Below are 22039 nucleotides of genomic sequence, written 5' to 3' on the forward strand. Positions count from 1 at the left end.
GGTGATGACGGGCCCGGTGCTCGCTGTCGATCAAGGCACCTCGGGGACCAAGGCGCTGGTCGTCTGTCCGGTACGCGGGGTCATCGGCTCCGGATCCGCCCCCGTACGGCCCCGCTATCTGCCGGGCGGCCGGGTCGAGGTCGCTCCCGGCGAGCTGCTGGACTCGGTCGTCGACGCCGGACGCGCCGCGCTGGCGGCGGCGGGCGAGCCCGTGGTGGCGGTGGGCCTCGCCAACCAGGGCGAGACCGTTCTGGCCTGGGACCCGGCGACCGGGGAGCCACTGACCGACGCGATCGTCTGGCAGGACCGGCGCGCCGAACAGCTCTGCACCGAACTGGCCCCGCACGCTACCTCCTTGCGGGAGACGACCGGTCTGCCGCTCGACCCGTACTTCGCCGCCCCCAAGATGGCCTGGATACGCCGCCACCTGACCCGGCGCGGCGTCGTGACGACCAGCGACGTCTGGCTCGTGCACCGCCTCACCGGCGCGTTCGTCACCGACGCGGCGACCGCCGGCCGCACCCAGCTGCTCGACCTCGACACCACCCGCTGGTCGGACGCGGCACTCGACGCCTTCGGCCTCACGGGTGAGCGGCTGCCCGAGGTCGTCGACGCGGACACCCACGTCGGCACCACCACCGCGTTCGGTCCCGAACTGCCCCTGACCGGACTGCTCGTGGACCAGCAGGCCGCGCTGCTCGCCCAGAGCGTCACCGAGCCGGGCACCGCCAAGTGCACCTACGGAACGGGCGCGTTCCTCCTCGCGCAGACCGGCCCGCGCCCCCTGCGCAGCACCTCCGGACTGGTCGGCTGCGTGGCCTGGCGGCTCGCCGGCCGGACCAGCTACTGCCTGGACGGGCAGGTGTACACGGCCGCCTCCGCCGTGCGCTGGCTCACCGATCTCGGGGTGATCTCCGGCGCCGCCGACATCGACACCGTGGGCGGGCGCGTCCCGGACGCCGGCGGCGTCACCTTCGTCCCCGCGCTCGCCGGCCTCGCCGCTCCGTGGTGGCGGGGTGACCTGCGGGGCTCGGTCACCGGTCTGGGCCTCGACACCACCGCCGGGCATCTGGTGCGCGCCCTGTGCGACGGCGTCGCCGCCCAGGTGGCGGAGCTCGCGGACGCGGTCGCCGCCGACCTCGGCGCCCCGCTCGCCGCCCTGCGCGTCGACGGCGGGCTGACCCGGTCCGCGCTGCTCATGCAGGCCCAGGCCGACCTCCTCGGGATCCCCGTGGAGGTGTCGGCGCTGCCGGACGTCACCGCGCTCGGCGTCGGCGCCGTCGCCCGGCTCGGGCTCGATCCCTCGCTCACCGTCGCCGAGGCCGTCCCGCAGTGGAAGCCGTCCGCCGTCTACGAGCCGCGGGCCGACGCGGCGGAGGCGGCGGAGCGCCGCGCACGCTTCCGCGCGGCCGTCGCGGCCCTGCTCGGCGACGCACCGGCATGACCGTCACCACCAGCGGTGCCGTCACCACCAGCGGCGCCGTCACCACCGGCGGCGCCCTGCCCGGCGGGGAGTACGACGTGACCGTCGTCGGCGCCGGCGTGGTGGGCACGGCGATCGCCCGCGAACTGGCCCGGCTCCCGCTGCGGATCGCCCTGGTCGACGCGTCCGACGACGTAGGTGACGGCACCTCGAAGGCCAACACCGCCATCCTGCACACCGGTTTCGACGCGGTGCCCGGCTCCCTGGAGTCCCGGCTCGTCCGGGAGGGCCACCGGCTGCTCTCCGCGTACGCCGCCGAAACCGCCATCCCGGTGGAGCCGCTCGGCGCGCTCCTCGTCGCCTGGGACGAGGAACAGCGGGCCGCACTGCCGGGGCTGGCGGACAAGGCCGTACGCAACGGCCACCGCTCGGCCCGGATCGTTGCGGCCGAGGAGGTGCGGGCCCGCGAGCCGGAGCTCGGACCGGGGGTGCTGGGAGCGCTCGACGTGCCGGGGGAGTCCGTCATCTGTCCCTGGACGACCACGCTCGCGTACGCCACGCAGGCCGTCCGCGCGGGCGTCGACCTCCACCTCGACTGCCGCGTGCAGAACGTCACGTCGGGCGAAACGCACACCCTGGACACGAGCCGGGGCCCACTGCGCACCCGGCACCTGGTCAACGCGGCCGGCCTGTACGCCGACGAGATCGACCGGCTCCTCGGCCACGCGGACTTCGCCGTGACGCCCCGGCGCGGCCAGCTCATCGTCTTCGACGAGCTCGCCCGCGGCCTGGTACGGCACATCCTGCTGCCCGTACCGGGCGCCCTCGGGAAGGGGGTGCTGGTGTCGCCGACGGTGTACGGGAACGTGATGCTCGGGCCGACCGCCGAGGACCTGGACGACAAGACGGACACCGGATCGACCGCCGAAGGGCTCGCGCTGCTGCGGGAGAAGGGCCGGCGGATCCTGCCGGCCCTCCTGGAGGAAGAGGTCACCGCGGTGTACGCCGGCCTGCGGGCCGCCACCGGCGACGACGACTACGCGATCCGGGCCCACCCCGCGCAGCGGTACGTCACCGTGGGCGGGATCCGTTCGACGGGACTGACGGCCTCGATGGCGATCGCCGCCCACGTCGTGGAACTGCTCGCCGACGGCGGCCTGCCGGTGGCAGGGGCCCGGGAGCTGGAACCCGTGCGGATGCCGAACCTGGGCGAGGCGTTCCTCCGGCCCTACCGCGACGCCGAGCTGATCGCACGGGACCCGGAGTACGGCCGGATCGTCTGCCACTGCGAGCGGGTGACGCGGGGGGAGATCCGCGACGCGCTCGCCTCGGCCGTCCCGCCCGCATCGCCGGACGGCCTGCGGCGGCGCACCCGCGCACGGGCAGGCCGCTGCCAGGGCTTCCACTGCGGGGCCGCCGTCCGCGCGCTGTTCGAGGAGGCCCGCAGGTGAGCCGCGACCGCACGGTCGACGTCCTGGTCGTCGGCGCCGGTCCCGCCGGGCTGGCCCTGGCCGCCCGCCTCGCTCGCGCGGGCGCGGGCTACGTCGAGGTCCTGGAGCGCGAGCAGGACGCGGGCGGAGTGCCGCGCCACTGCCACCACGGCGGATTCGGGGGGCCCGTACTCCCCTGGCTCACCGGCCCGGCGTACGCACGGCGGGCCGTGCGGGAGGCGACGGCGGCCGGGGCGACCGTCCGTACCGGTGTCAGCGCCACCGGCTGGGGCGGCCCGCTGACCCTGGACACCACGAGCCCGGCGGGCCTGGAGCGGATCACGGCCCGGGCCGTCGTCCTCGCCACGGGCGCCCGCGAGCGCCCCCGCAGCGCCCGGCTGGTGCCGGGCTCCCGGCCGGCGGGCGTGCTGACGACCGGGGAACTGCAGCAGTCGGTCCACCTGTACGGCCAGCACATCGGCCGGCGGGCCGTCGTGGTGGGCGCCGAGCCGGTGGCCCGCCACGCCGTACGCACCCTGCGCCGGGCGGGAGCGGAGGTGGTGGCCGTGGTCACGGAGCGCTCCCGCGGCGCCGCCGTACCAGGAGTCCCGCTGCTCACGGCCACGACCGTGGGTGAACTGCGCGGCCGGGGCCGCCTGTCGGGCGTGGCCGTGCGCCACCAGGACGGCCGCCACGGAGTCCTCGCGTGCGACACGGTGGTCTTCACCGGCGACTGGATCCCCGACCACGAGCTGGCGCGCCGCGGCGGCATCGCCGTGGACCCGGGCACCCGCGGTCCGTCCGTGGACACGTCGTTCCGCACCTCGGTGCCGGGGGTCTTCGCGGTCGGCAACGCCCTTCACGGCGTGGAACGCGCCACCACCGCGGCCGCGGAGGGAGCCGCCGCGGCGGCCCCCGTCCTGGCCCGCCTCTCGGGTGCGCCGTGGCCGGAGCCCGGTCCACCGCTGGTCGTCCGCGCCCCGCTGCTGTGGGTGGCGCCGAACCGGCTCACGGACATCGGGGAGCGGCCGCTGCTGCTGCGGTCGGGGGAGCCGCTGACCGCCCCGGTGCTGACGGCCGCCCAGGACGGCCGGCTGCTGTGGCGACGGCGGTTCCCGGTCCGGATGGCGCCGTCGCGGTCGCTGAAGCTGCCGCCGGGGTGGACGAAGCGGGTCGACCGGTCGGGCGGCCCGGTCGTACTGGGCATCGGCTGACGGCGACGATCCCCGAGCCCGGCGAGCGGCGTCGGGCGCGCCCTTGACTACGTTCCGTGAATATTTCGGATACTCTGTGTCACGAATTCCGTCGCTCACAACGTCACCTACGGGGTCACACCCCGTCAGGAGGTACCGACGTGCCGTTTTCCGTGCCCGGACTGGCCGACGACCTGCCCCCCGATCTCCTCGACCGCTGGAACAAGGAGATCGACCGCCAGTTCAGGAGCCTGGAGCCTGATCTGGGGAGCAAGTACTTCACCCTGGAACCCGACGATCCGGCCGCCGAGCGGGTGGCCGTCACCTGGTTCGGCAATCCGGCCGAGCCCGAGTTCTGCTTCGACGCCGCCACGGCCCGCGCGTTGTCCGACTGGGGCGTACGCGGCCGACGCGCTCTGCACAACGAGTACTGCGAGTACGCGGTCATCAGCGCGGCCGACAGCGAGGGACGGATGCGCCCCAAGCGGGTGCAGGTCACCACCGAACTTCCCGAGTACTACCTGATGCTCGCCGAGCACGCCCCGGACCGCCTGCGGGAGATCCTCACCGCGACGCTCGGCACCGAACCCCGCTGGCAGGAACTCTACGGACCGGCCGTCGCGGACCCGGGCCCGCTCGCGCCGGCCCAGCGCCGCGTGGCCTTCGCCCGCCAACTGACCGGCCACGGACTGCACCGTGACCTGATCGACGCCGGTGTCCGGGCCGACCCGGCGGGCTCGCTCAACGCGGTCAACGCCCTGTTCATGGCCCATCCCATCAACGGGCTGGACGACCTGATCTACATCGTGATGTTCGGCGCGAAGCCCTACGCCCGCCGGAATTCCGCGGGCGGCTTCGAACCCGCCGGACGGGACCAGATCTTCCGCCAGCAGCCCGGGCTCGAAGCCCTGTCCTGCCGCCATGCCGACCCGGCCGCCGCGCTGGCCGCGGCGGATGCCGCCTTCCAGGGCCGGACCGTGTCCTTCGCCGATCCGCTGGGCATGTACATCCAGCAGTTCACCTCCGAGGTCTTCCTCTTCGAGGGCGGTCCCGTCCCGGACCCGTGGATCCGGCTGGGGCGCGGCGGACAGGGACTGCACCAGCGGCTCGAATTCGGCCCGCCGGACGACGATCCGCACTTCCTCGACGAGATCACCGTGGTGGAGGGCGACGCGGAGGAGCCCCTGACCGGCGGCTACCAGGTCGTACGCCAGGTACAGGTGGGCCCGGTGGTCGCCATCGGCGCACCGGCGCCCGTACCGCCCGGTGACTTCGTGGTCCTCGCGGACTCGCCCGGGCCCATCCGCTGCCGGGACGCGAGCGTGTGCACCGCCACGGTGGGGCCGCTGAAGGAGGCATTCGACGCCGAGGCCCTGCTGCCCGGACCCGTGGGTGTCGGCCCCCGGGGCGGGAGATGAGCGTCCTCCAGGACGGGATCTACCACGGGCCCGGCCGGCGCCCGCCCGGCCATCTGGCGCTCGTGTTCCTGCGGGCCGACCCGGAGGCCGGTGCCACGGCCGTCGACGGCGCGCTGCGCGAGGTGACCACGATGCTGCGCGGGCTCGCCGACGGCGTCGTGCCGGAACTGCCGGGCCACCCGGTGCCCAGCGCCGGCCTGGAGTTCCTGCTCGGCTTCGGCCCGAAGGCCTTCGACATCGCCGACGCGAAACTCCCGTGCCCGGCCGCCCTCGGCCCGCGCCTGCGGTTCCGCTCGCCCCGCCCCACCGGCGGGGGGCCGCTGCTGGTCGGCGGGGGCCTGTCCTACGCGGCGGACGTCACCCGCAACGACGCCACGGAGGAGTTCTGCCTGCAGCTCACCGCGGACACCCAGCTCGCGGTCTCGCGTGCCGTGGTGGAGCTGTGGAAGCTGCTGCGCGGCGCGCGCACCGGCGACACACGGACGGCCACGCTGGAGATCGCGGGCATCCACACCGGATTCCAGCGCGACGACCGGCGCAGCTGGATCGGCTTCCACGACGGCGTGTCCAACCTGGAAAGCGCCGACCGGGAAAGGGTCATCAGCATCGGAGCGGCCGACGCGGGCCCGGACCCCTGGACGATCGGCGGTACCTGTCTGGTCTTCGCCCGCCTCGCCGTCGACCTCGACCAGTGGCACCTCCTGCCCCGCGCGCAGCAGGAGCTCCTCGTCGGCCGGGACAAGCTCACCGGAGCCCCGCTCACCGGCCTTGATGCCGACGGGCGGCCCGTACCGGCCGCGGGCTGTCCGGTGGCCGGGACCACCGAGGTGACGCAGCCGGGCAACCAGGACTTCCTGGAGCCGCGGCCCACCGCCGATCCGGTGCTGCTCGCCAGCCATGTGCGGCGGGCCAATCTGACCGGCACCGCCGACCCCGACCAGAGCGGCTCGCTGCGGGTGTATCGGCAGGGGTACGAGTTCTTCGAACCGGTCGCGGCCGCCCCCGGCTTCCGGGCCGGGCTGAACTTCGTCGGCTTCCAGGACAGCCCCGAACGGGTGCTGCGCATCCTCACCCAGCGCGGCTGGCTGGGTGGCGTCAACTTCGGCGGGCAGCCCGGTCCGGACGGACCGGCCGGGCGGCTGCTGACGGTACGGGCGGCAGGCACGTATCTGGTTCCGCCCGTACGGGACGGGGCCCCCTACCCGGGGGCCGAGGTATTCGGCTGAACAGCCGCCCCCGCTGCCCGGATTCCCCGGATTCCCCGGACTCCTCGGATCCCCGGACTCCTGGAAGGAAACGGAGACTCGCAGTGATCGAACAGATCTGGCTCCATCCCCCGCTCGCCTTCGCCCGGCTGGGCCCGTCCCCCGTGCCCTGTGACAACTACCGGTGGGGAATGAGCGACCTGTCGCCGGGCGGCACCGGCAAGACCGTCGTCGAGCCCCGGCCCTCCCTCGACGTCGCCGAGGACGGGACCCTGTCGGAACGGGAGCCCGAGGGGGACCGCGTCCGGTTCAAGGACGCCGACGGCTTCCGTCCGCTCTGCCCCTTCTTCGAGGTGCACGGCAGGTGGACGGTCGACGGGCAGCGGCACACCGGCCCGCTCACCACCGATGTGCTGGCCGCCGCCGGCACGGAACTCGCCGACGTGCGCTGGGAGGTGGAGGTCGCCAATCTGAAAGCGCACCACTGCACCCTCTCGCCGGGCGACCGGATCGAGGCCGGCGTGGAGCTGGCCGGTGACGACCACCGGCGCAAGCCACTGGAGGGGCGGTCGCCGCAGGGGGCCGACCGGCCGCTGGTCCCGGCCGGGCGGCACGTACCGCTCGGGTCCGTCCAGGTACCCAGGCCCGACCACCGGTTCCCCGAGCTCCGGCTGCGTTTCACACCCGCCACCGGAGCGGTGTACGGCCCCGCGAACCTTCCGGAGCGCTCCCGGAGGTTCGTCCTGCCGGCCGAGCACCTGTTCCTCGCCCCGGACGCGCGATGGTGCGAGTTCACCGGCGAGGACGATCCGCGGACGGTTCCCGGAGGGCTGTTCGCCGGCTCGCGGGAGGAGGACGGGGAGACGAGCCTCGGACTGGTCGACGACGTGTGCGACGGGCTGGTCACCGTCACCCTGCCGGGCGGTCTGTCGGCCCGCGCGCGGATCGTCGTCACCCCGCCCGATTTCGCGCCCGACCGCAGACCCTTCACCTCCCTGGCCGACGGCCTGGCGGACCGGGTCAAGCGCGGGGAGGTCCGCGATCCCGCCTACATCGCCGAGCACCCGCAACTGACCGCGCTGGAGGTGCGCGACCTGTTCGAACGGGTGCTGGAGGCCATGGACGCCGTCAACGTCGACGCGCAGAACGAGCGGGCGACGCTGGAGAACGAGAGCACGGCCGAAGACCTCGGCCTCCCCGCCGGCCCGGCCCGGGCCCGCACCTTCGGCCCGCCGGAACCCCTGCTCGGGGTGATCCTCGCGCTCACCGAACGCGGCCGCCGACGGCACCGCCGCTTCGTCGCGCTGGAGGCCCTGGAGGACATGTTCCGCGAACAGCCCGGACTCATCGAACGGGCCATCAGGGAGCCGGGGTCCGAAGACGTCTGGTACGACCGCCGGATGCCGGTCGCGGTGCGGGGATCCGACGCCTTCCCCATGCACCTGACGCGCCGCCAGTACGACCTTCTGGTGGCCTGGGCCGGATCGCTGCGCGATCGGGTCGAGGAGGGGACATGAGCGTACTGCTGCAGATCGGCCGGCGGCCCCCGGAACGGGAACCGCAGGCGGAAGCGGAACCGGCAACCGGCGCCGGGGGCGGGCCGCTCGGCCTCGCCGCCGAGACCAGGGTGTTCCGCAGCGCCCACGGAGCCCACCTGTTCGTCGCCGACGGCAGCCGGATCTACGACCTCCCGGAGGCGGCCGCGGACCGCCTGGAGCGGTGGACGGCCACCGCCCACGACCCGGCCCAGGACGCCGCCCTCGCCGCCGGACTGGGCCTGCCGCTCTGGGGCGGGGCGGGCATGCCGGCCCCGCGGATCGACGGCACCCCGGCTGCCGTACCACCCCTGTCCTCCCTGTCGCTCAACGTGATGCAGGCCTGCAACCTCAGCTGCGGCCACTGCTACGCCGACGAGGGCCGGTTCGGCGGCTCCGCCCGGGCCATGCCCCGCGAGACCGCGTTCGCCGCCGTGGACCGGCTCCTTGCGGAGGCCGCGCCGGGGGCGGCGGTGGTGGTCGGGTTCATGGGCGGTGAACCACTGCTCGCCCGCGACCTCGTGCACGAGGTCGTCACGTACGCGACCCGGGGCGGAGCCGCCACAGGGCACGCCGTCCGCTTCGCGCTCACCACCAACCTCACCACGGTCCGGCCCGCGGACGCGGAACTGTTCGCCGCCCACCCGTTCACCGTGGCCGTCAGCCTGGACGGCGACCGGGCCGGCCACGACGCACTGCGCCGGGCCCCGGGCGGGGGCAGCGCGTACGACCGGCTGCGGGCCGGGCTGGAGGTGCTGGAGCGGCACGGAAGGCCGCGCCACCTCTCGGCCCGGGTGAGCGTGACTCCCTACACCGGGCGGCTGCTCGACATCCTGGAGCACGGCATCGGCCTCGGCTTCGACGAGGTCGGCTTCGCCGCGGTGGTGAGCGCCCCGGACGCCGCGTACGAGATCGGCACCGCCGCCTTCACGGGATTCCTGGCACAGATGGTCGAGTGCGGGGAGGCGGCGCTGCGCGAGCTGACGGCGGGCCGCCCGTACCCCTTCGGCAACTTCCAGACGGCGATGTACGAACTGCACACGGGCGGCCATCGCCCGTACCCCTGCGGCGCTGGCGCCGGATACCTCAGTGCCTCCGCCGAGGGCGGTCTCTACGCCTGCCACCGGCTGGTCGACGACCCGGCCTTCGCCATGGGCTCGCTGACCCAGGGACCCGACCAGGGCGCCAGAGCGGCCCATCTGGCGGCCCGCCACGTGGACCGGGCCGAGCCCTGCCGGTCCTGCTGGGCCCGCTACCTGTGCGGCGGCGGCTGCTACCACGAGGTCACCCGGCGGGGCCGGACCGGCTGCGACTACATCCGCGGCTGGCTGGCCTTCTGCCTGCGCGCCTACGTCGAACTCTCGCAGGCCGCACCGGAGTTCTTCCGGAATCCGGCCGCATCCGACCTCCCGGGCGATCCGGCTGCCCTGGCCCGCTGACCCGCGCCCCCGCCCCATCCGGCCGAAGGAGCCGCCATGAACGCCCCCACTCCCGGAAGCGTCGACCTCCCCGTACCCGAGGGGAAGATCTTCCCCCGCAATCTCACGGCTCGGGCCGACCACGTGGTCCGAGGCAACCCGTCCGGCTCCCGCCCGGAGAGCGGTGTCGACAACTGCTTCCCAGGCCTGGAATTCGACCAGCGCAACCTGGAGAAGGCGTTCTTCCCCGGCCTGACGGTCGACTTCCACCACGCGAGCGGACCACGGGTGCTGGCCGTCACCGGCGGAGTCGCCGCCGACCAGGGCATCACCGCCGCCGACCTGGACACGGGAACGCCGCAGGACCCGCGGCCGCTCTACCTGTGGGCCGTCTGCGGGCGCACCACCGTGGACCAGGAGGAGCAGGACGCGCCCGTGTTCCACGCGACCGAGCGGACCGGCCTGGAACTGTGGCGGCGGGTGCACGACCTGCTTCCCGGCCGGGTGGCCATCGTCCTCGGCCGCACCCCGGGCAGCACCTCCCCGGGGGCGTTCTGGGTACCGGACGGCGGCCTCAACCGCTGGCGGACGGACAACCGGAGCGAGGTGCAGTTCGACGCGGACGGAGTACTGGAATGGGCGATCCTGGTTGCCGACCGGGCCCGCTACGTCGACCCGGACGGGGTCATCGACCCCGACGTGTACCAGGCCGGCGACCTCACCCGGAGTCTCTGCGCGCCCTGGCAGTACGACTTCCGCGAATGCGGCTGCTACTACTGGGCCGCCTCCAAGCCGGACATCTCCACCAGCTCCGACGGCGTGCACCGCAACCTCAACTTCCAGCGCCGCGACCGCACCACCAACCCGCCCGAGCCCGACATCCCCACGATCCGGGGCCGGGCCGCCAAGGAGCTCGACCACCCGGCCCTGATCGCGAACTGGAACGTGCTTCCCGTCGTCCTCAACGGCCGCGAGGACGACAGCATGGAACTGCCGGACTGGTCCGGCCTCCAGCCGATGACGCGCGCGAAGGTGATCCGGGAGCTGGAACGCCTCGCCGGCGTCGAGCACGCGCTCTGCCTCGAATACCTCTACGCCCACTACTCCCTGAACGCCCCGCCCGTCTTCGACCCGGCCGTGCACGACCCGGCCACGCCCGAGGGGGCGCGCACCCGGAAGATCTACGCGGCCGCCGCGGAGGTGTTCTCCGTCGCGGTGGACGAGATGCGCCACCTGAGATGGGTCAACGAGATGCTCGGCACACTCGGCCGGCCGCTGCGGCTCGAACCGCCCCGGCCCGACACCGTGATCCAGCTCCAGACGGGCCGGCGCTTCGAGCTGAAGCCGCTCACGCCCGAACAGCTGGACTGGTTCATCGCCGTGGAGCGCCCCAGCGCGGTGACCGCCGACCCGCAGGGCATCGACGGGATGTACGTCAAACTGCACGAGACCATCGTCCGGTGCCCGGAACTCTTCCCGGAGGCGGACCGGCTGGCGCACCTCATCAAGCTCGTCATCGACGAGGGCAACGACCACTACCGCCGCTTCACCGCCGTCAAGGCGCATCTGGCGGAGCTTTCCCCCGACGACTACCTCCGGCCGCTGAGCACCGATCCGGGCACTCCGCTCGACGTCCAGCTGGTCGAACTGTCGGCGCTGAACTACACCATGCTGCTGGGCGCCCTGGAGGCCACACTGAAACGGGGCGACACCGCGGGCGGGGTGCTGATCGAACAGGCCCGCCGGACGATGTCCAACCTCCACGAGCTCAACCACCTCCTCGCGTCACGCGGCGTCGCACCCCGCTTCACCAAGCTCCCCGCGGCGCCCGTACCCGTCGGCGAGGAGGCGATCGCGTCCACGCCCGCATCCGCCTCGGCTCCGGCTTCCGAGTCGGTGCCCGCACGGGCGCCCGGCCCGGAACTCGCCGACGGCCAGGCCGCCCTGGCCGCCGCACGGGCCTCCGGCACGGTACGGCAGAGCATCAACGCCCTCGCCGCCGGCGGGGTGCGCGCCATGATGACCCGTCATCAGGCCGACACCGACGCGCTGATCGCCGCCTTCAGCTTGCGATGAGCCGGGCCGACGTCGAGATCGCCGGTTCCGGGCTGGCCGAGGTCACCTGCGGCTGGCTCCTCGCCGGGCGGGGCCACCGGGTCCGGCTCCGGCCGCGCCCGGACGGGGGCCGGCGCCCGCTCCTGCTGGGCGAATCCACCCTGGCCCTGCTCCACTCCCTGTGGGGCATCGGCAGCCCGGCCGAGCTGGGCCTTTTCACGCATGAACTGACCCACCGGCGGGCCTGCTGGGGTGCCGGTCCGGCCGCCCCCCGCATCGGAGCGCCGGCCGTGGTGCTGGACGGGGCCCGGCTCGCCGCCCGGCTGCTCGACCGCCTCGCCGCACACCATCCGGACGCCGTCGCCGAGGAACCCGGGGGAGGCGGCGTACCGCAGTGGACGGTCACGGCCGCCTCCCACCCCGACGACCGGTGGACGGCCGGCCGCCGTCGGCTGCTGGCCGGCGAAGCGGCCCTCGCACCCGGCCAGGACGACACCACCGCCCGCCTCGCCTGCACCGAACTCGCCTGGCTCCACCTCACTCCACTGGGCGACGGGAGCGCCCTGCTCCAGGCCGTGATCCCGGGTCCCGCCGCCCACCCCGAGCACCTGCTGGGCCGCCTGCTCGCCGCTTCCGCCCTGGCCCCCCGGCTCCTGCGGGCACCGGCCGCCGCCGTCTCGCTGCCGGCCGCCCCCCGCCTCCACCGCACCCCGGCGACCGCCCCGACCGCGCACACCCCCGGGCGGCTCCTGGTCGGCGCGGGCGCCATCCGCTACGACCCGCTCAGCGGCACCGGCACGGCCCAGGCCCTCCGGACGGCCGTCCTGGCCACGGCGGTCATCCACGCAGCGGCCACCGGAACGTCCCCGCAGGCCCTGTGCGCCCACTACGCGGGCCGCCTGCGCACGGCCTTCCGAGCCCATCTGGCCACGTGCGCCCGGCTCTATCCGCAGGCCTTCCCGTCCCCCGCATGGCATCACGAGATCGACGCCTGCCGCTGAGCGGCGCGGGGCGCGCGGGCGTTCCGCTTTGCCCGCACCGGCCGGTACGGCCGCGATCCCGCTGTCAACTATCGCGCCCACCGGGAAGGTTCGCTTCCGGGGTGGTGCGCTGGACTATTGACCAGAGGTCATGGCACGCCCTGGGAACGGGCTTTGTAGATCTGCACGAAGAGTAGGTTTCAGCCAGCGTACGTTTTCATGTCTTCCGTCCCTGCCTGACTGCGCCCGGTTACCTGTGTACTCCTTCACACACGATGCAACGATGCAACGAAGCGGGGGAGAGGGAGCCTTGAGCGAGACGTTGTCCGTCCGGCTGCTCGCCATGGCCTGGCTCCATCCAGGCGTCACCGTCACCGCGGAACTCGCCGTCCGCAGCGCGCCGGGGGCGGACCTGTCCCGCGCGCCGGTCGCACCGGAGCACATCGCCGGCGTCCGGCCGTAGCGAACTCCCGCGGGTACCGCCGACCGCGCCGATCCCCGGACACCGGCCCCGAAGCGGCCCCCGCGAGATCCACCTGTCGCCCCTGGTGCCTGTCCCGCACGGGCAGAACACCAGGGAAAATCCCCCACCGTCTCCCAAGGAGTGACCGTGACCGCGCACACCCAAGAAGCGAACATCCAGGACCTCAAGCGCACCTGGCTGGACGAGGCGATCAGACTGGCCACGAACAGCGTGGCGAACGGCGGCGGGCCGTTCGGCGCCCTGGTCGCCAAGGGCGGCGAGATCGTGGCGATCGGGAACAACCAGGTCACCTCCACCCTGGACCCGACCGCCCACGCCGAGGTGAGCGCGATCCGTGCCGCCTGCAAGGAGCTGGACACCTTCTCACTCGAAGGCTGCGTCCTGGTGACCTCGTGCGAACCGTGTCCGATGTGCCTTTCCTCGGCGCTGTGGGCGCGCGTCGACCGGATCGTCTTCGCCGCCGACCGGGACGACGCCGCGGTGGCCGGTTTCGACGACCGCAAGTTCTACGACCTGTTCGAAAAGCAGCCCGCGTCGAAGTGGCCGTTGGTGATCGAGCGCCTGGACCTGCCCCACCGTACGGCGCCGTTCGACGCGTGGGTGGCCAAGACCGACCGCATCGACTACTGAGGCCGACACTCCGCGAGCCGGGCGCCGGATCGACAGCGTCGTCCGCCGCCCGGTCCACCGTGCGTCGGCGAGCCGGGGTTGCGGCCGTCGAGTTCCGCGGTGACGGTGCAAGATGAGGCCGACCGACCTGTCGTCATGACCGGGACCGAGGTGGGTTCTCATGCCCCGCAGCACCGCCGATGACGCCGGGCGGCGACACCCCCGGCTCCCGCGACGCATCGGTACCTGGGCGGCCGTGGGAGTCACGGTGGCCGTCCTCGCCGCCGCCAACCTGGCCCTGCACCGCCGGACGGGCCTGTGGGGCCTGGTCACGGCGGTCGTGGTCAGCTGCCTGCTGCTCGGTGTGCTCCGCTGGGCCGGCGGCACCCTCGCGGACGCGGGTCTGGCCCGGGGCACGCTGGCCCGCGGTGCCCGCTGGGCGCTGGTCCTGATCGGGCTGGTCGGCGTCGTCTACCTGGCCGGGGCCCTGCTGCCGGTCACCAGGGGGCTGTTCGAGGACCGGCGGTACGACGCGATGGACGGGGGCGACGTGATGCTCCGCGTGTTCGTGCTGGTGCCCGTCGGCACGGTCCTGGTGGAGGAGATCGCCTTCCGTGGCGTGCTCTACGGCCTCGTGGACCGGGTCCGCGGGCCGGTCTGGGCGACCGCCGTGTCGAGTCTGCTGTTCGGGCTGTGGCACGTGCTGCCGTCGCTGCACCTGGCGACCGCGAAACCGGCCGTGAACTCGGTCGTCGGCGACTCCGGGCTCGGGGCCGTGCTGGCGGTGCTGGGGGCCGTGCTGTTCACGGCGTCGGCCGGCGTCCTCTTCTGCGAACTGCGCCGCCGCAGCGGCAGCCTGCTGGCTCCCATGGGCCTGCACTGGGCGGTCAACGCCCTCGGCTACCTCTTCGGGTACCTGCTGCGCTGACCGGCGGCGGGGTGGGCTCAGTTCTGCGGCGAGACGATGTCCTTCAGCCCGTTCAGGTCCTGCGCGGTGAATCCGCCGGGCCGCATGATGCCGTTCCAGGCGTCGACGTACGCGGCCTTGTACGTGTGGCCGTGGCCGTCCGGTACGCCGGTCGAGAACGGCAGGTCGGCGGTGACCTGCCAGAAGGTCACGAACGGAATCCAGACCATGGATTCGAGCACGTCGGAGCCGGGCCGCTCTCCGATCCAGTCGGGCTCGGTGAGCGCCAGACTCGGGCTCCACCAGACGATCGGGTCGGACGGGTGCATGAGGTAGAGCACCCGCGGGCCGTCCCACGGCCGGTCCGCCGGAGGGGTCCCGGTGGCCGGGTCGTCGGTGAACCGGACGGTCCGCCCCTCCCGGTAGACGGGTTCGATCTCGGGACTGCCCGCGTCGCGGTGGTCGCTGAACTCGCGGAACAGCGTGTTGAAGTTGGGCGGGCCGGCGAACACGGTGCCGGCGGTGCGGTTGCGCAGGTCCGCCTCCCCGCTGAAGGCCGTCTCACCGCCGAACGACCCCAGGCTCTCACCCGCCACGAACAGGCGCGGGCGCTGGTCCTGGGGCAGCTTGGACCATTTGTCGTAGACCGCGTCGAAGAGATCGCGGCCGGCCTCGCGCGCCTTGGACTGGTCCACCAGGTACGACATCCACGACGGCAGGTACGAGTACTGGATCGCCACGCTGGCCGTGTCGCCGTTGCCCAGGTACTCGTACGAGTCCACAGCGGCGGGATCGACCCAGCCGCTGCCCGTGGTCGTCATCACGAGCAGGTTCTCGCGGGTGAAGCCGCCCGCCCGTTCGAGGTCCGCGACCGCCCGGGCCGCCCGGGTCTCCGTGTCGTCGGAGGTCTCCAGCCCGGCGTAGGCGCGGATGGGCTCCTGCGCCGTACGGTGGGTGAACGCGCCGATCTCCTGGGCCGACGGTCCTCCGTCGGCGAACGCCCGGCCCTCCCGGCCCAGCGAGTCCCACGGCACCAGCGAGCCGGGCCCGCCCGAGCGCAGCGCCGACGTGGGCTGGTGCACGCCTTCGGGGGTCTCCGTGTCACGCAGCGAGAAGGCCTCGTTGGACGCGTTCACGAAGCCGTTCAGCAGCAGCCCGGAGAACGCGGCCCACGCCAGGCCCGCCACCAGGAGCCAGCCGACCACCCGCGCCGCGCGCCTGCCGATCCAGCGCCCGAGCAGGTCGGCGGCCCGGTGGTACAGGGCCCGGAGCCCCCGCCCGGCCAGGAGCAGGAGCAGGAAGACGAGCGCGGCGACGAAGGGGCAGGCGACGGTGGCGAGGGCGTTGTAGTCGGTGACCGCCATGAGCCGGCGGATCCCGTGCTGCCAGTACTGGCCGAGCCCGAAGGAGACGCCGAAGAGCACGACCGCACCGACGATCAGGACGAGCCACGACCGGCGGGAGGGGCTGCGCGCGTCCCGGTCGGCGAAGGCGCGCCACACGTACGCCGCGATCAGGCCCAGCCCGTAGCCGATGGCCGCGCTGATGCCGCAGATCAGTCCCTGGAGTACGCCGCCACGGGGGAGCAGTGACGGGGTGAAGGACAGGCAGGCCAGGAGGAGCGCGCCCCAGCAGCCGGGCAGCGTCAGGCGGGGCCAACGGCGTTCGTGCGCCGGTCTGTCCTGTGCGGGAGGTTCGGGCGCGGGAGGTACTGGCGGGTCATGGCTCATGGCGTCCTCCACGGTCATGGTCCCCTGGCCCCGTCGGTCGTGCCATCCGGGGCGCGGGCCGTCATTTCGGGCCGGTGGGCGGGAGACCGGCGGTCCCGTCGGGGCCCGGTGAGGTCCACTGCGCTCCGGTGCGCAGCCGGTAGGCGGCGACGGCGGCCTCCACGGTGGGGAAGAAGTGCCGGGGGTCGATGGTCCGGGTGAGCTCGTACCGCTCGATCTTCCGCCGCACCGGGTCCTTGAGCTCGGCGAACACGAGGTGCACACCGTCCGCGTTGAGCGCCTCGTCGAGCTCCTCCAGGATGTCGGCGGCGGTGGTGTCCACGTCCGTCATCGGCTCCGCCGCGACGACGATCCAGCTCGGCCGCGGGTCCGCCCCGGCCAGCCGCCTGATCTCGTCCCGGAACGTCTTGGCGTTGGCGAAGATGAGCGGGGCGTCGAACCGGTAGATCACCAGGCCCGGCAGGTGCTCGGCGTGCGGGTACGAGCGGGTGTCGTGGTAGCCCTCCAGGCCCCGGACCCGCCCCAGCACGGTGTCGTACGGCCACCAGGCGCGCCGGAAGACGTTGAGTACGGACAGGGCCACGGCGATGGCGATGCCGGGCAGCACGCCGAGCAGGGCCACGCCGGCGAAGGCCGCGAAGCAGAGCAGGAACTCCGCCCGGCGCTGCTGCCAGAGCCGGACGGCCCCCGGGATGTCGGCAAGGGACAGCGACGCGGTGATGACCACGGCCGCGAGGGCCGGCTGGGGGAGGTTGCGGAACAGACCCGGAGCCACCACGAGCATGAGGACGATGAGCGCCGCCCCGACGACCCCGGTGAGCTGGCTCCGGGCTCCCGCCCGCTCCGCCACCGCCGTCCGGGAGCCGCTGCTGCTGACGGGGAAGCCCTGGAAGAGGGCGGCCGCGAGGTTGGCCGCACCGACGCCCGCCATCTCCTGGTTGCCGCGGACCTCCTGGCCGGTGCGGGCCGCGAAGGCGGACGCGTTGGAGATCGTGTCGGCCAGCGACACCAGGGCGATGCCCAGCGCACCGCCGAGCAGCGGCGCGAGGTCGGCGAGCTGCACCTCGGGGATGGTGAACGGCGGGAAGCCCTCGGGCAGTACCCCGACCAGGCCCACGCCGTGCTCGTCCAGGTGGAAGACGGCGGCCGCGGCGATCGCCATGACCACCATCACGAGCACCGCGGGCACCTTCGGCAGGAAGCGCTGCAGGACCAGGATCAGGGCGATTCCGCCGAGGCCCACGGCGGCGGCGGCCGGTACCACCGCTCCGTCGGCGATCATCCGCACGAGGCCGGCGCACTCGCCGATCAGGTTGTCCGCCTCGACCTTGAAGCCGAGCAGCTTGGGGAGCTGGCCGATGAGAATGGTCAGGGCCAGGCCGTTCATGTAGCCGATCATCGTCGGTTTGGAGATCAGGTCGGCGATGAAGCCGAGCTTCGCCACCGAGGCCAGGATCATGATGGCCGCCACCATGACCGCGAGCATCGACGCGAGTGCGACGGCCCGGTCGGGATCCCCGTCGGCCGCCACCAGGGGCAGCACGGTGGCGGCGATCATCGGACCCAGCGAGGAGTCCGGGCCCAGTACCAGGATCCGGGACGGCCCGAACACCGCGTACCCGAGCATGCAGAGGATCGTCGTGTACAGGCCGGTGATGGCCGGCAGGCCCGCCAGCTCGGCGTAGGCCATGCCCTGCGGCACCAGCAGCGTGGTCAGGACGACTCCCGCGACCAGGTCCTTGGGCAGCCACTCGCGCCGGTAGGACGACACCGCGCGGATCCCGGGAACCGTCCGGAAGCGGGAGAGCACCCCGTGGCCGTCGTGCCGGGTGGTCACGGAACGGCCTTCCTCACGCGGTCCTCGAAGCGGCCCTCGGGGCGGTCCTCGACCGGCGGGCCACGAGCTTGCCGAGTTCCCATACGAGCAGGAGTGCGACGGCGGCCAGCAGTGCCCAGCCGAACTGCCGCGCGTCGATCTCGGTCGTCCCGAGGACACGCTGGAAGCCGTCCATCTGGGTCACCAGCACGGCGAGCACGAACTGTGCCAGGGCGACCCAGTTCATCTGCCTGCTGTCGAACGTGGACGTCGTCAGCACGGAATCCGTCTCGCTGCGGCATTCGAACGCCGCCACGATCAGGCAGAGGGAGAAGGCCGTGAACGCGATCGACCGGCCGATCTCGACGTCGTCGAAGTGCCTTTCGCCGAGCGTGATCAGTCCGAGCAGGAGGATGGTGATCGCCAGCCCGCCGAGCCCGACCGTGACCAGCACGGGACGGGTGAGCACCGATTCTCCGCGCGGGCGCGGCCGGCGCCGCATGAGTCCGGCGCTCTCCCGGTCGAAGCCGAGCGCGAAGCCGAACGAGGCGTTGACGACGAAGTGGATCCACAGCACCTGCGGCGGGGTGAACGGCTCACCGGCGGCGATGTTGAAGACGGTGGCCCCGAGGAACGTCAGCACGAACGTGACCAGCAGGAGCAGGACGAACCGGATGTACTTGGTGAGGTTGTCGTAGATCGTCCGGCCCTGCTCGACGGCGTAGACGATGGTGGCGAAGTTGTCGTCGGAGAGGATCATGCGTCCGGCGTTCTTGGCCACGTCTGTGCCGCTGCCCATGGCGATACCGATGTCGGCGGCCTTGATGGCGGGAGCGTCGTTGACGCCGTCCCCGGTCATCGCCACGACCTCGCCCTTCTTCTTCAGCGTGTTCGCGAGCAGCACCTTGTGCTCCGGGGCGACCCGCCCCACCACACCGATCCCCTCGATGCGGGCGAGCTGCTCCTCCTCGCTCATGGCGGCGAAATCGGAGCCGAGAACGGCCTCGCCGGGGATCCCGATCTGCCGGGCGATCGCCGCCCCGGTGGTGACGTCGTCCCCGGTGACCAGGCGGACCCGGATGTGCGCCGCCTGCGCGTCGGCCACCGCGGCCTTGGCCTCCTCACGGGGCGGATCGGCCATGCCGACGAGACTGGTCATCCGCAGCCCGGTGACGTAGGCGAGCAGATCGCCCTCCGGATCGAAGCCGTCCGGGTCCAGGTCGCGCATGGCCGCGGCCATCACCCGCCGCCCCTCGCCGCCCATCCGCTCGCTCTGCTCCTCGGCCCGGCGGAGCAGATCGGCGTCCCACGGGACGGTCTCGCCCGCCGCGAGCGCGGTGGCGGCACGCGCCATCACCGCGGGGGCCGCTCCTTTGACGAAGCAGCGCACGACCTGCCGCCCGGAGGCGTCGACCGCCGAGTGGAAGGTGGCCATCAGTTTGTACTCGGGGTCGAACGGCAGGGTGGCGAGCCGGGGGAGGGCGTCCCTGGTGGCGTCGGTGTCCAGGCCGGCCTTGTGCGCGAGCACCAGCAGCGCCCCCTCGGTCGGATCGCCCACCACCTCGCCGCCCACCAGCTTGGCGTCGCTGGCCACCACGTACGGCAGGATCGCGTCCTCGATCCCCGCGGCGGACCCGGCGGCGTGGTGGACCTTTCCCGCGAGTCCGTAGCCCGTGCCCGACACGGTGTACCGGTCGGTGGGGCTCAGCACTTCGACGGCGGTCATCTGGTTCATCGTCAGGGTGCCGGTCTTGTCCGAGTTGATCGCCGAGGTGAACGCCAGCGTCTCCACCGACGGCAGTTCCTTGACGATGGCGTTCCGCTTCGCCAGGTTCAGGCTCCCGACGGACAGGATCGCCTGGGTCACGGTCGGCAGGGCCTCGGGGATGGCCGCGATGGCGAGTGAGACGGCGCTGACGAAGAGGACGTCCCAGGCCTGGTCCCGCTGGCGCCCCAGGGCGAACATCACGATCATGGTGAGGCCCGCCGCCCCCGTGATCCACAGGGTCAGCCGGTCGAGCTCCTTGGTGAGCGGCGGCACTTCCCTCTCGGTGGCCGACAGCATTCCGGAGATCTTGCCGAGCTCGGTGTCCGCGCCCGTCGCGGTGACGATCATGACGCCGCTGCCGTGGGTGACCGGGGTGTTCATGAACGCCGTGTTGGTCTGGTCGCCGGGCGACAGCCGGCTGCCCTGCAGCGGGCCGGTCTCCTTCGCGGCGGGAACGCTCTCACCGGTCAGCGCCGACTCGTCGATCTGCAGGGCGCTGGCCTCGATGAGACGTCCGTCCGCCGGCACCTGGTCCCCGGCGGAGATGAGCACGACATCACCGTCGACCAGCTGTTCGGCGGGGATCTCGGCCTCCCTGCAGTCCCTGCGCACCCGGGCTGTCGCCTTCATCATCGACTTCAGCGCGTTCATGGCGCTCTCGGCCTTGCCCTCCTGGCGCAGGCCCACGACCGCGTTCAGCAGCGTCAGAACGATCAGCAGGATCGCGGTGGTCCACTCCTGGATGACCAGGGAGACGATCGCCGCGGCCACCAGGACGATCTGCATGTAACTGCGGTACTGGACGAGGAAGCGGTGCCAGGCCGGCGTCCGCTGCTCCTCGGGCAGGGCGTTGGGGCCGTGCGCGGCCAGGAGTTCCGCGGCCCGCGCCGCGGACAGGCCGGCCGCGGGATCGACACCGAACGCCGCCACGACCTCCTCGGGGGAGCGCGCGTACCAGCCGTCCCCGGCAGCCCCGGGCTGTTCCGCAGCGGAATCCGACCGCACCGTCATGGTTGTGCCTCCGATCCGGGGCCGCGGACGCGTCCGGGCCGGCCGCGCGCCGTCCGAGGGCCGCTAGCCACGCTTCTTCTTCGGCTTGCTCCTCGGCTTGCCGTGCCGGGCGGCGTACGGATCGGCCGGGGCGCCGGCCGGGGCCTCCCGCTCCAGGCTCCGCTTCGTGACGAGGAGATCCTTGCGGGCCTCCTCGCCCACATCGGGGTACTGCGGATCGATGTCCATCAGGGTGTGCGCGAGGACGGCCGCCGCGCAGATCCGTGCGAACCACTTCCGGTCCGCCGGCACGACGTACCACGGCGCCCACTTCGTGCTCGTGGCCGACAGCATCTCGGAGAACGCGTGCTGGTACTCGTCCCACCGGCGCCGCTCGCGGACGTCGGCGGCGGAGAACTTCCAGTTCTTCTCCGGCAGGTCGATCCGCTTCAGGAAGCGGGTGCGCTGCTCCTCCTGGGACAGGTTCAGGAAGATCTTCACCACCTTGAACCCGTTGTCCGTGAGGTAGTGCTCCCAGCGGTTGATCTCCCGGTAGCGCCGGTCCCAGATGTCCGGCCCGAGTACGTCCTCCGGCAGCTTCTGCCGCAGGAGGACCTCGGGGTGGACCCGTACGACGAGGACCTCCTCGTAGTGCGAGCGGTTGAAGATGGCGATCTCGCCGCGTGCGGGCAGCCGCCGGGCGTAGCGCCACAGGTAGTCGTGGTCGAGTTCCTCGGAGGAGGGCACCTTGAAGCTGCTGACCCGTACGCCCTGGGGGTTGACGCCGCTCATCACATGGCGGATCGTCCCGTCCTTGCCCCCCGCGTCGAGCGCCTGGAGGGCGAGCACCACGCCGTACGTGTTCTGGGCGGCCAGCCGCTCCTGGTACTCGGCGAGCAGCGACACCCCGGTCCGCAGCAGTTCGGTCCCCTCCCGCTTCTTCATGCCGGCCTTGTAGCGGGGATCGAAGTCCCGTTCCAGACGCACCTTCGACCCCGGTCGCACCCGTAGCGGCTCGATGAAGTCCGCGATGCGTTCGGCTCTCTCGTCGGACATCAGCGCTCGTCCCTTCCCCGGC

The 22039-nt window shown here is 73.0% G+C and carries 16 protein-coding genes; 12 read left to right on the forward strand and 4 right to left on the reverse strand.

Annotated elements, in window-relative coordinates; genetic code table 11:
* Nucleotides 1-4: 4 nt before the first annotated feature.
* From ACFY04_RS12790 to ACFY04_RS12845, 12 genes are all read left to right on the forward strand, one after another.
* Nucleotides 5-1444 carry an FGGY family carbohydrate kinase gene (locus ACFY04_RS12790; RefSeq protein ID WP_389116203.1) on the forward strand — a complete coding sequence of 480 codons (1440 nt, stop codon included), beginning with the start codon at nt 5-7 and terminating at the stop codon, nt 1442-1444.
* Nucleotides 1441-2874, forward strand: a complete 1434-nt coding sequence (locus tag ACFY04_RS12795; protein ID WP_389116204.1) for an FAD-dependent oxidoreductase — start codon at nt 1441-1443, stop codon at nt 2872-2874. The genes ACFY04_RS12790 and ACFY04_RS12795 overlap by 4 nt, the downstream gene beginning before the upstream one ends.
* Nucleotides 2871-4067, forward strand: a complete 1197-nt coding sequence (locus ACFY04_RS12800) for an NAD(P)/FAD-dependent oxidoreductase (protein ID WP_389116205.1) — start codon at nt 2871-2873, stop codon at nt 4065-4067. The genes ACFY04_RS12795 and ACFY04_RS12800 overlap by 4 nt, the downstream gene beginning before the upstream one ends.
* 140 nt (nt 4068-4207) lie before the next feature.
* Complete coding sequence (locus tag ACFY04_RS12805; protein ID WP_389116206.1) at nt 4208-5464, forward strand: hypothetical protein; 1257 nt, start codon at nt 4208-4210, stop codon at nt 5462-5464.
* On the forward strand, nt 5461-6690 hold the full coding sequence (locus ACFY04_RS12810; protein ID WP_389116208.1) for a Dyp-type peroxidase: 1230 nt from the start codon (nt 5461-5463) through the stop codon (nt 6688-6690). Before ACFY04_RS12805 ends, ACFY04_RS12810 begins: the two co-directional genes overlap by 4 nt.
* 83 nt (nt 6691-6773) lie before the next feature.
* Entirely contained in the window at nt 6774-8186 is a 1413-nt protein-coding gene (locus ACFY04_RS12815) for a hypothetical protein (protein ID WP_389116210.1), read from the forward strand.
* Complete coding sequence (locus ACFY04_RS12820) at nt 8183-9643, forward strand: radical SAM protein (RefSeq protein WP_389116212.1); 1461 nt, start codon at nt 8183-8185, stop codon at nt 9641-9643. The genes ACFY04_RS12815 and ACFY04_RS12820 overlap by 4 nt, the downstream gene beginning before the upstream one ends.
* 36 nt (nt 9644-9679) lie before the next feature.
* Nucleotides 9680-11698: a ferritin-like domain-containing protein gene (locus ACFY04_RS12825; protein ID WP_389116213.1), complete on the forward strand. Its 2019-nt coding sequence runs from the start codon at nt 9680-9682 to the stop codon at nt 11696-11698.
* The gene (locus ACFY04_RS12830) at nt 11695-12678 is read left to right on the forward strand and encodes a hypothetical protein (protein ID WP_389116215.1); all 984 of its coding nucleotides are present in this window, start codon (nt 11695-11697) and stop codon (nt 12676-12678) included. Before ACFY04_RS12825 ends, ACFY04_RS12830 begins: the two co-directional genes overlap by 4 nt.
* A gap of 289 nt (nt 12679-12967) precedes the next feature.
* Nucleotides 12968-13120 carry a hypothetical protein gene (locus tag ACFY04_RS12835; RefSeq protein WP_389116216.1) on the forward strand — a complete coding sequence of 51 codons (153 nt, stop codon included), beginning with the start codon at nt 12968-12970 and terminating at the stop codon, nt 13118-13120.
* Between the two features lie 141 nt (nt 13121-13261).
* Nucleotides 13262-13771 (forward strand): nucleoside deaminase, encoded by a 510-nt coding sequence (locus ACFY04_RS12840; protein ID WP_389116217.1) that lies wholly within the window; start codon nt 13262-13264, stop codon nt 13769-13771.
* 160 nt (nt 13772-13931) lie between these two features.
* Nucleotides 13932-14678, forward strand: a complete 747-nt coding sequence (locus ACFY04_RS12845; RefSeq protein WP_389116219.1) for a CPBP family intramembrane glutamic endopeptidase — start codon at nt 13932-13934, stop codon at nt 14676-14678.
* Between the two features lie 17 nt (nt 14679-14695).
* Here ACFY04_RS12845 and ACFY04_RS12850 read toward each other — a convergent pair whose 3' ends face one another.
* The 4 genes from ACFY04_RS12850 to ACFY04_RS12865 form a co-directional block, all read right to left on the reverse strand.
* A complete protein-coding gene (locus ACFY04_RS12850; RefSeq protein ID WP_389116220.1) occupies nt 14696-16387 on the reverse strand; it encodes an alpha/beta hydrolase in 1692 nt (563 codons plus the stop codon).
* A gap of 61 nt (nt 16388-16448) precedes the next feature.
* Nucleotides 16449-18224, reverse strand: a complete 1776-nt coding sequence (locus tag ACFY04_RS12855) for a SulP family inorganic anion transporter (RefSeq protein WP_389116221.1) — start codon at nt 18222-18224, stop codon at nt 16449-16451.
* Between the two features lie 13 nt (nt 18225-18237).
* Nucleotides 18238-20982, reverse strand: a complete 2745-nt coding sequence (locus ACFY04_RS12860) for a cation-translocating P-type ATPase (protein WP_389116222.1) — start codon at nt 20980-20982, stop codon at nt 18238-18240.
* A gap of 63 nt (nt 20983-21045) precedes the next feature.
* The gene (locus ACFY04_RS12865; RefSeq protein ID WP_389116223.1) at nt 21046-22017 is read right to left on the reverse strand and encodes a polyphosphate kinase 2 family protein; all 972 of its coding nucleotides are present in this window, start codon (nt 22015-22017) and stop codon (nt 21046-21048) included.
* Nucleotides 22018-22039: the final 22 nt, after the last annotated feature.

Origin of the sequence: Streptomyces sp. NPDC001549 (assembly GCF_042894025.1) — a bacterium.
GTDB lineage: Bacteria > Actinomycetota > Actinomycetes > Streptomycetales > Streptomycetaceae > Streptomyces > Streptomyces kutzneri.

What these genes read in the sequence shown, in the direction of transcription:
- ACFY04_RS12820 (WP_389116212.1), top strand. Translation starts at nt 8,183, where the DNA reads ATGAGCGTACTGCTGCAGATCGGCCGGCGGCCCCCGGAACGGGAACCG.
- ACFY04_RS12850 (WP_389116220.1), bottom strand. Translation starts at nt 16,387, where the DNA reads ATGAGCCATGACCCGCCAGTACCTCCCGCGCCCGAACCTCCCGCACAG.
- ACFY04_RS12790 (WP_389116203.1), top strand. Translation starts at nt 5, where the DNA reads ATGACGGGCCCGGTGCTCGCTGTCGATCAAGGCACCTCGGGGACCAAG.
- ACFY04_RS12860 (WP_389116222.1), bottom strand. Translation starts at nt 20,982, where the DNA reads ATGACGGTGCGGTCGGATTCCGCTGCGGAACAGCCCGGGGCTGCCGGG.
- ACFY04_RS12830 (WP_389116215.1), top strand. Translation starts at nt 11,695, where the DNA reads ATGAGCCGGGCCGACGTCGAGATCGCCGGTTCCGGGCTGGCCGAGGTC.
- ACFY04_RS12865 (WP_389116223.1), bottom strand. Translation starts at nt 22,017, where the DNA reads ATGTCCGACGAGAGAGCCGAACGCATCGCGGACTTCATCGAGCCGCTA.
- ACFY04_RS12795 (WP_389116204.1), top strand. Translation starts at nt 1,441, where the DNA reads ATGACCGTCACCACCAGCGGTGCCGTCACCACCAGCGGCGCCGTCACC.
- ACFY04_RS12810 (WP_389116208.1), top strand. Translation starts at nt 5,461, where the DNA reads ATGAGCGTCCTCCAGGACGGGATCTACCACGGGCCCGGCCGGCGCCCG.
- ACFY04_RS12825 (WP_389116213.1), top strand. Translation starts at nt 9,680, where the DNA reads ATGAACGCCCCCACTCCCGGAAGCGTCGACCTCCCCGTACCCGAGGGG.
- ACFY04_RS12845 (WP_389116219.1), top strand. Translation starts at nt 13,932, where the DNA reads ATGCCCCGCAGCACCGCCGATGACGCCGGGCGGCGACACCCCCGGCTC.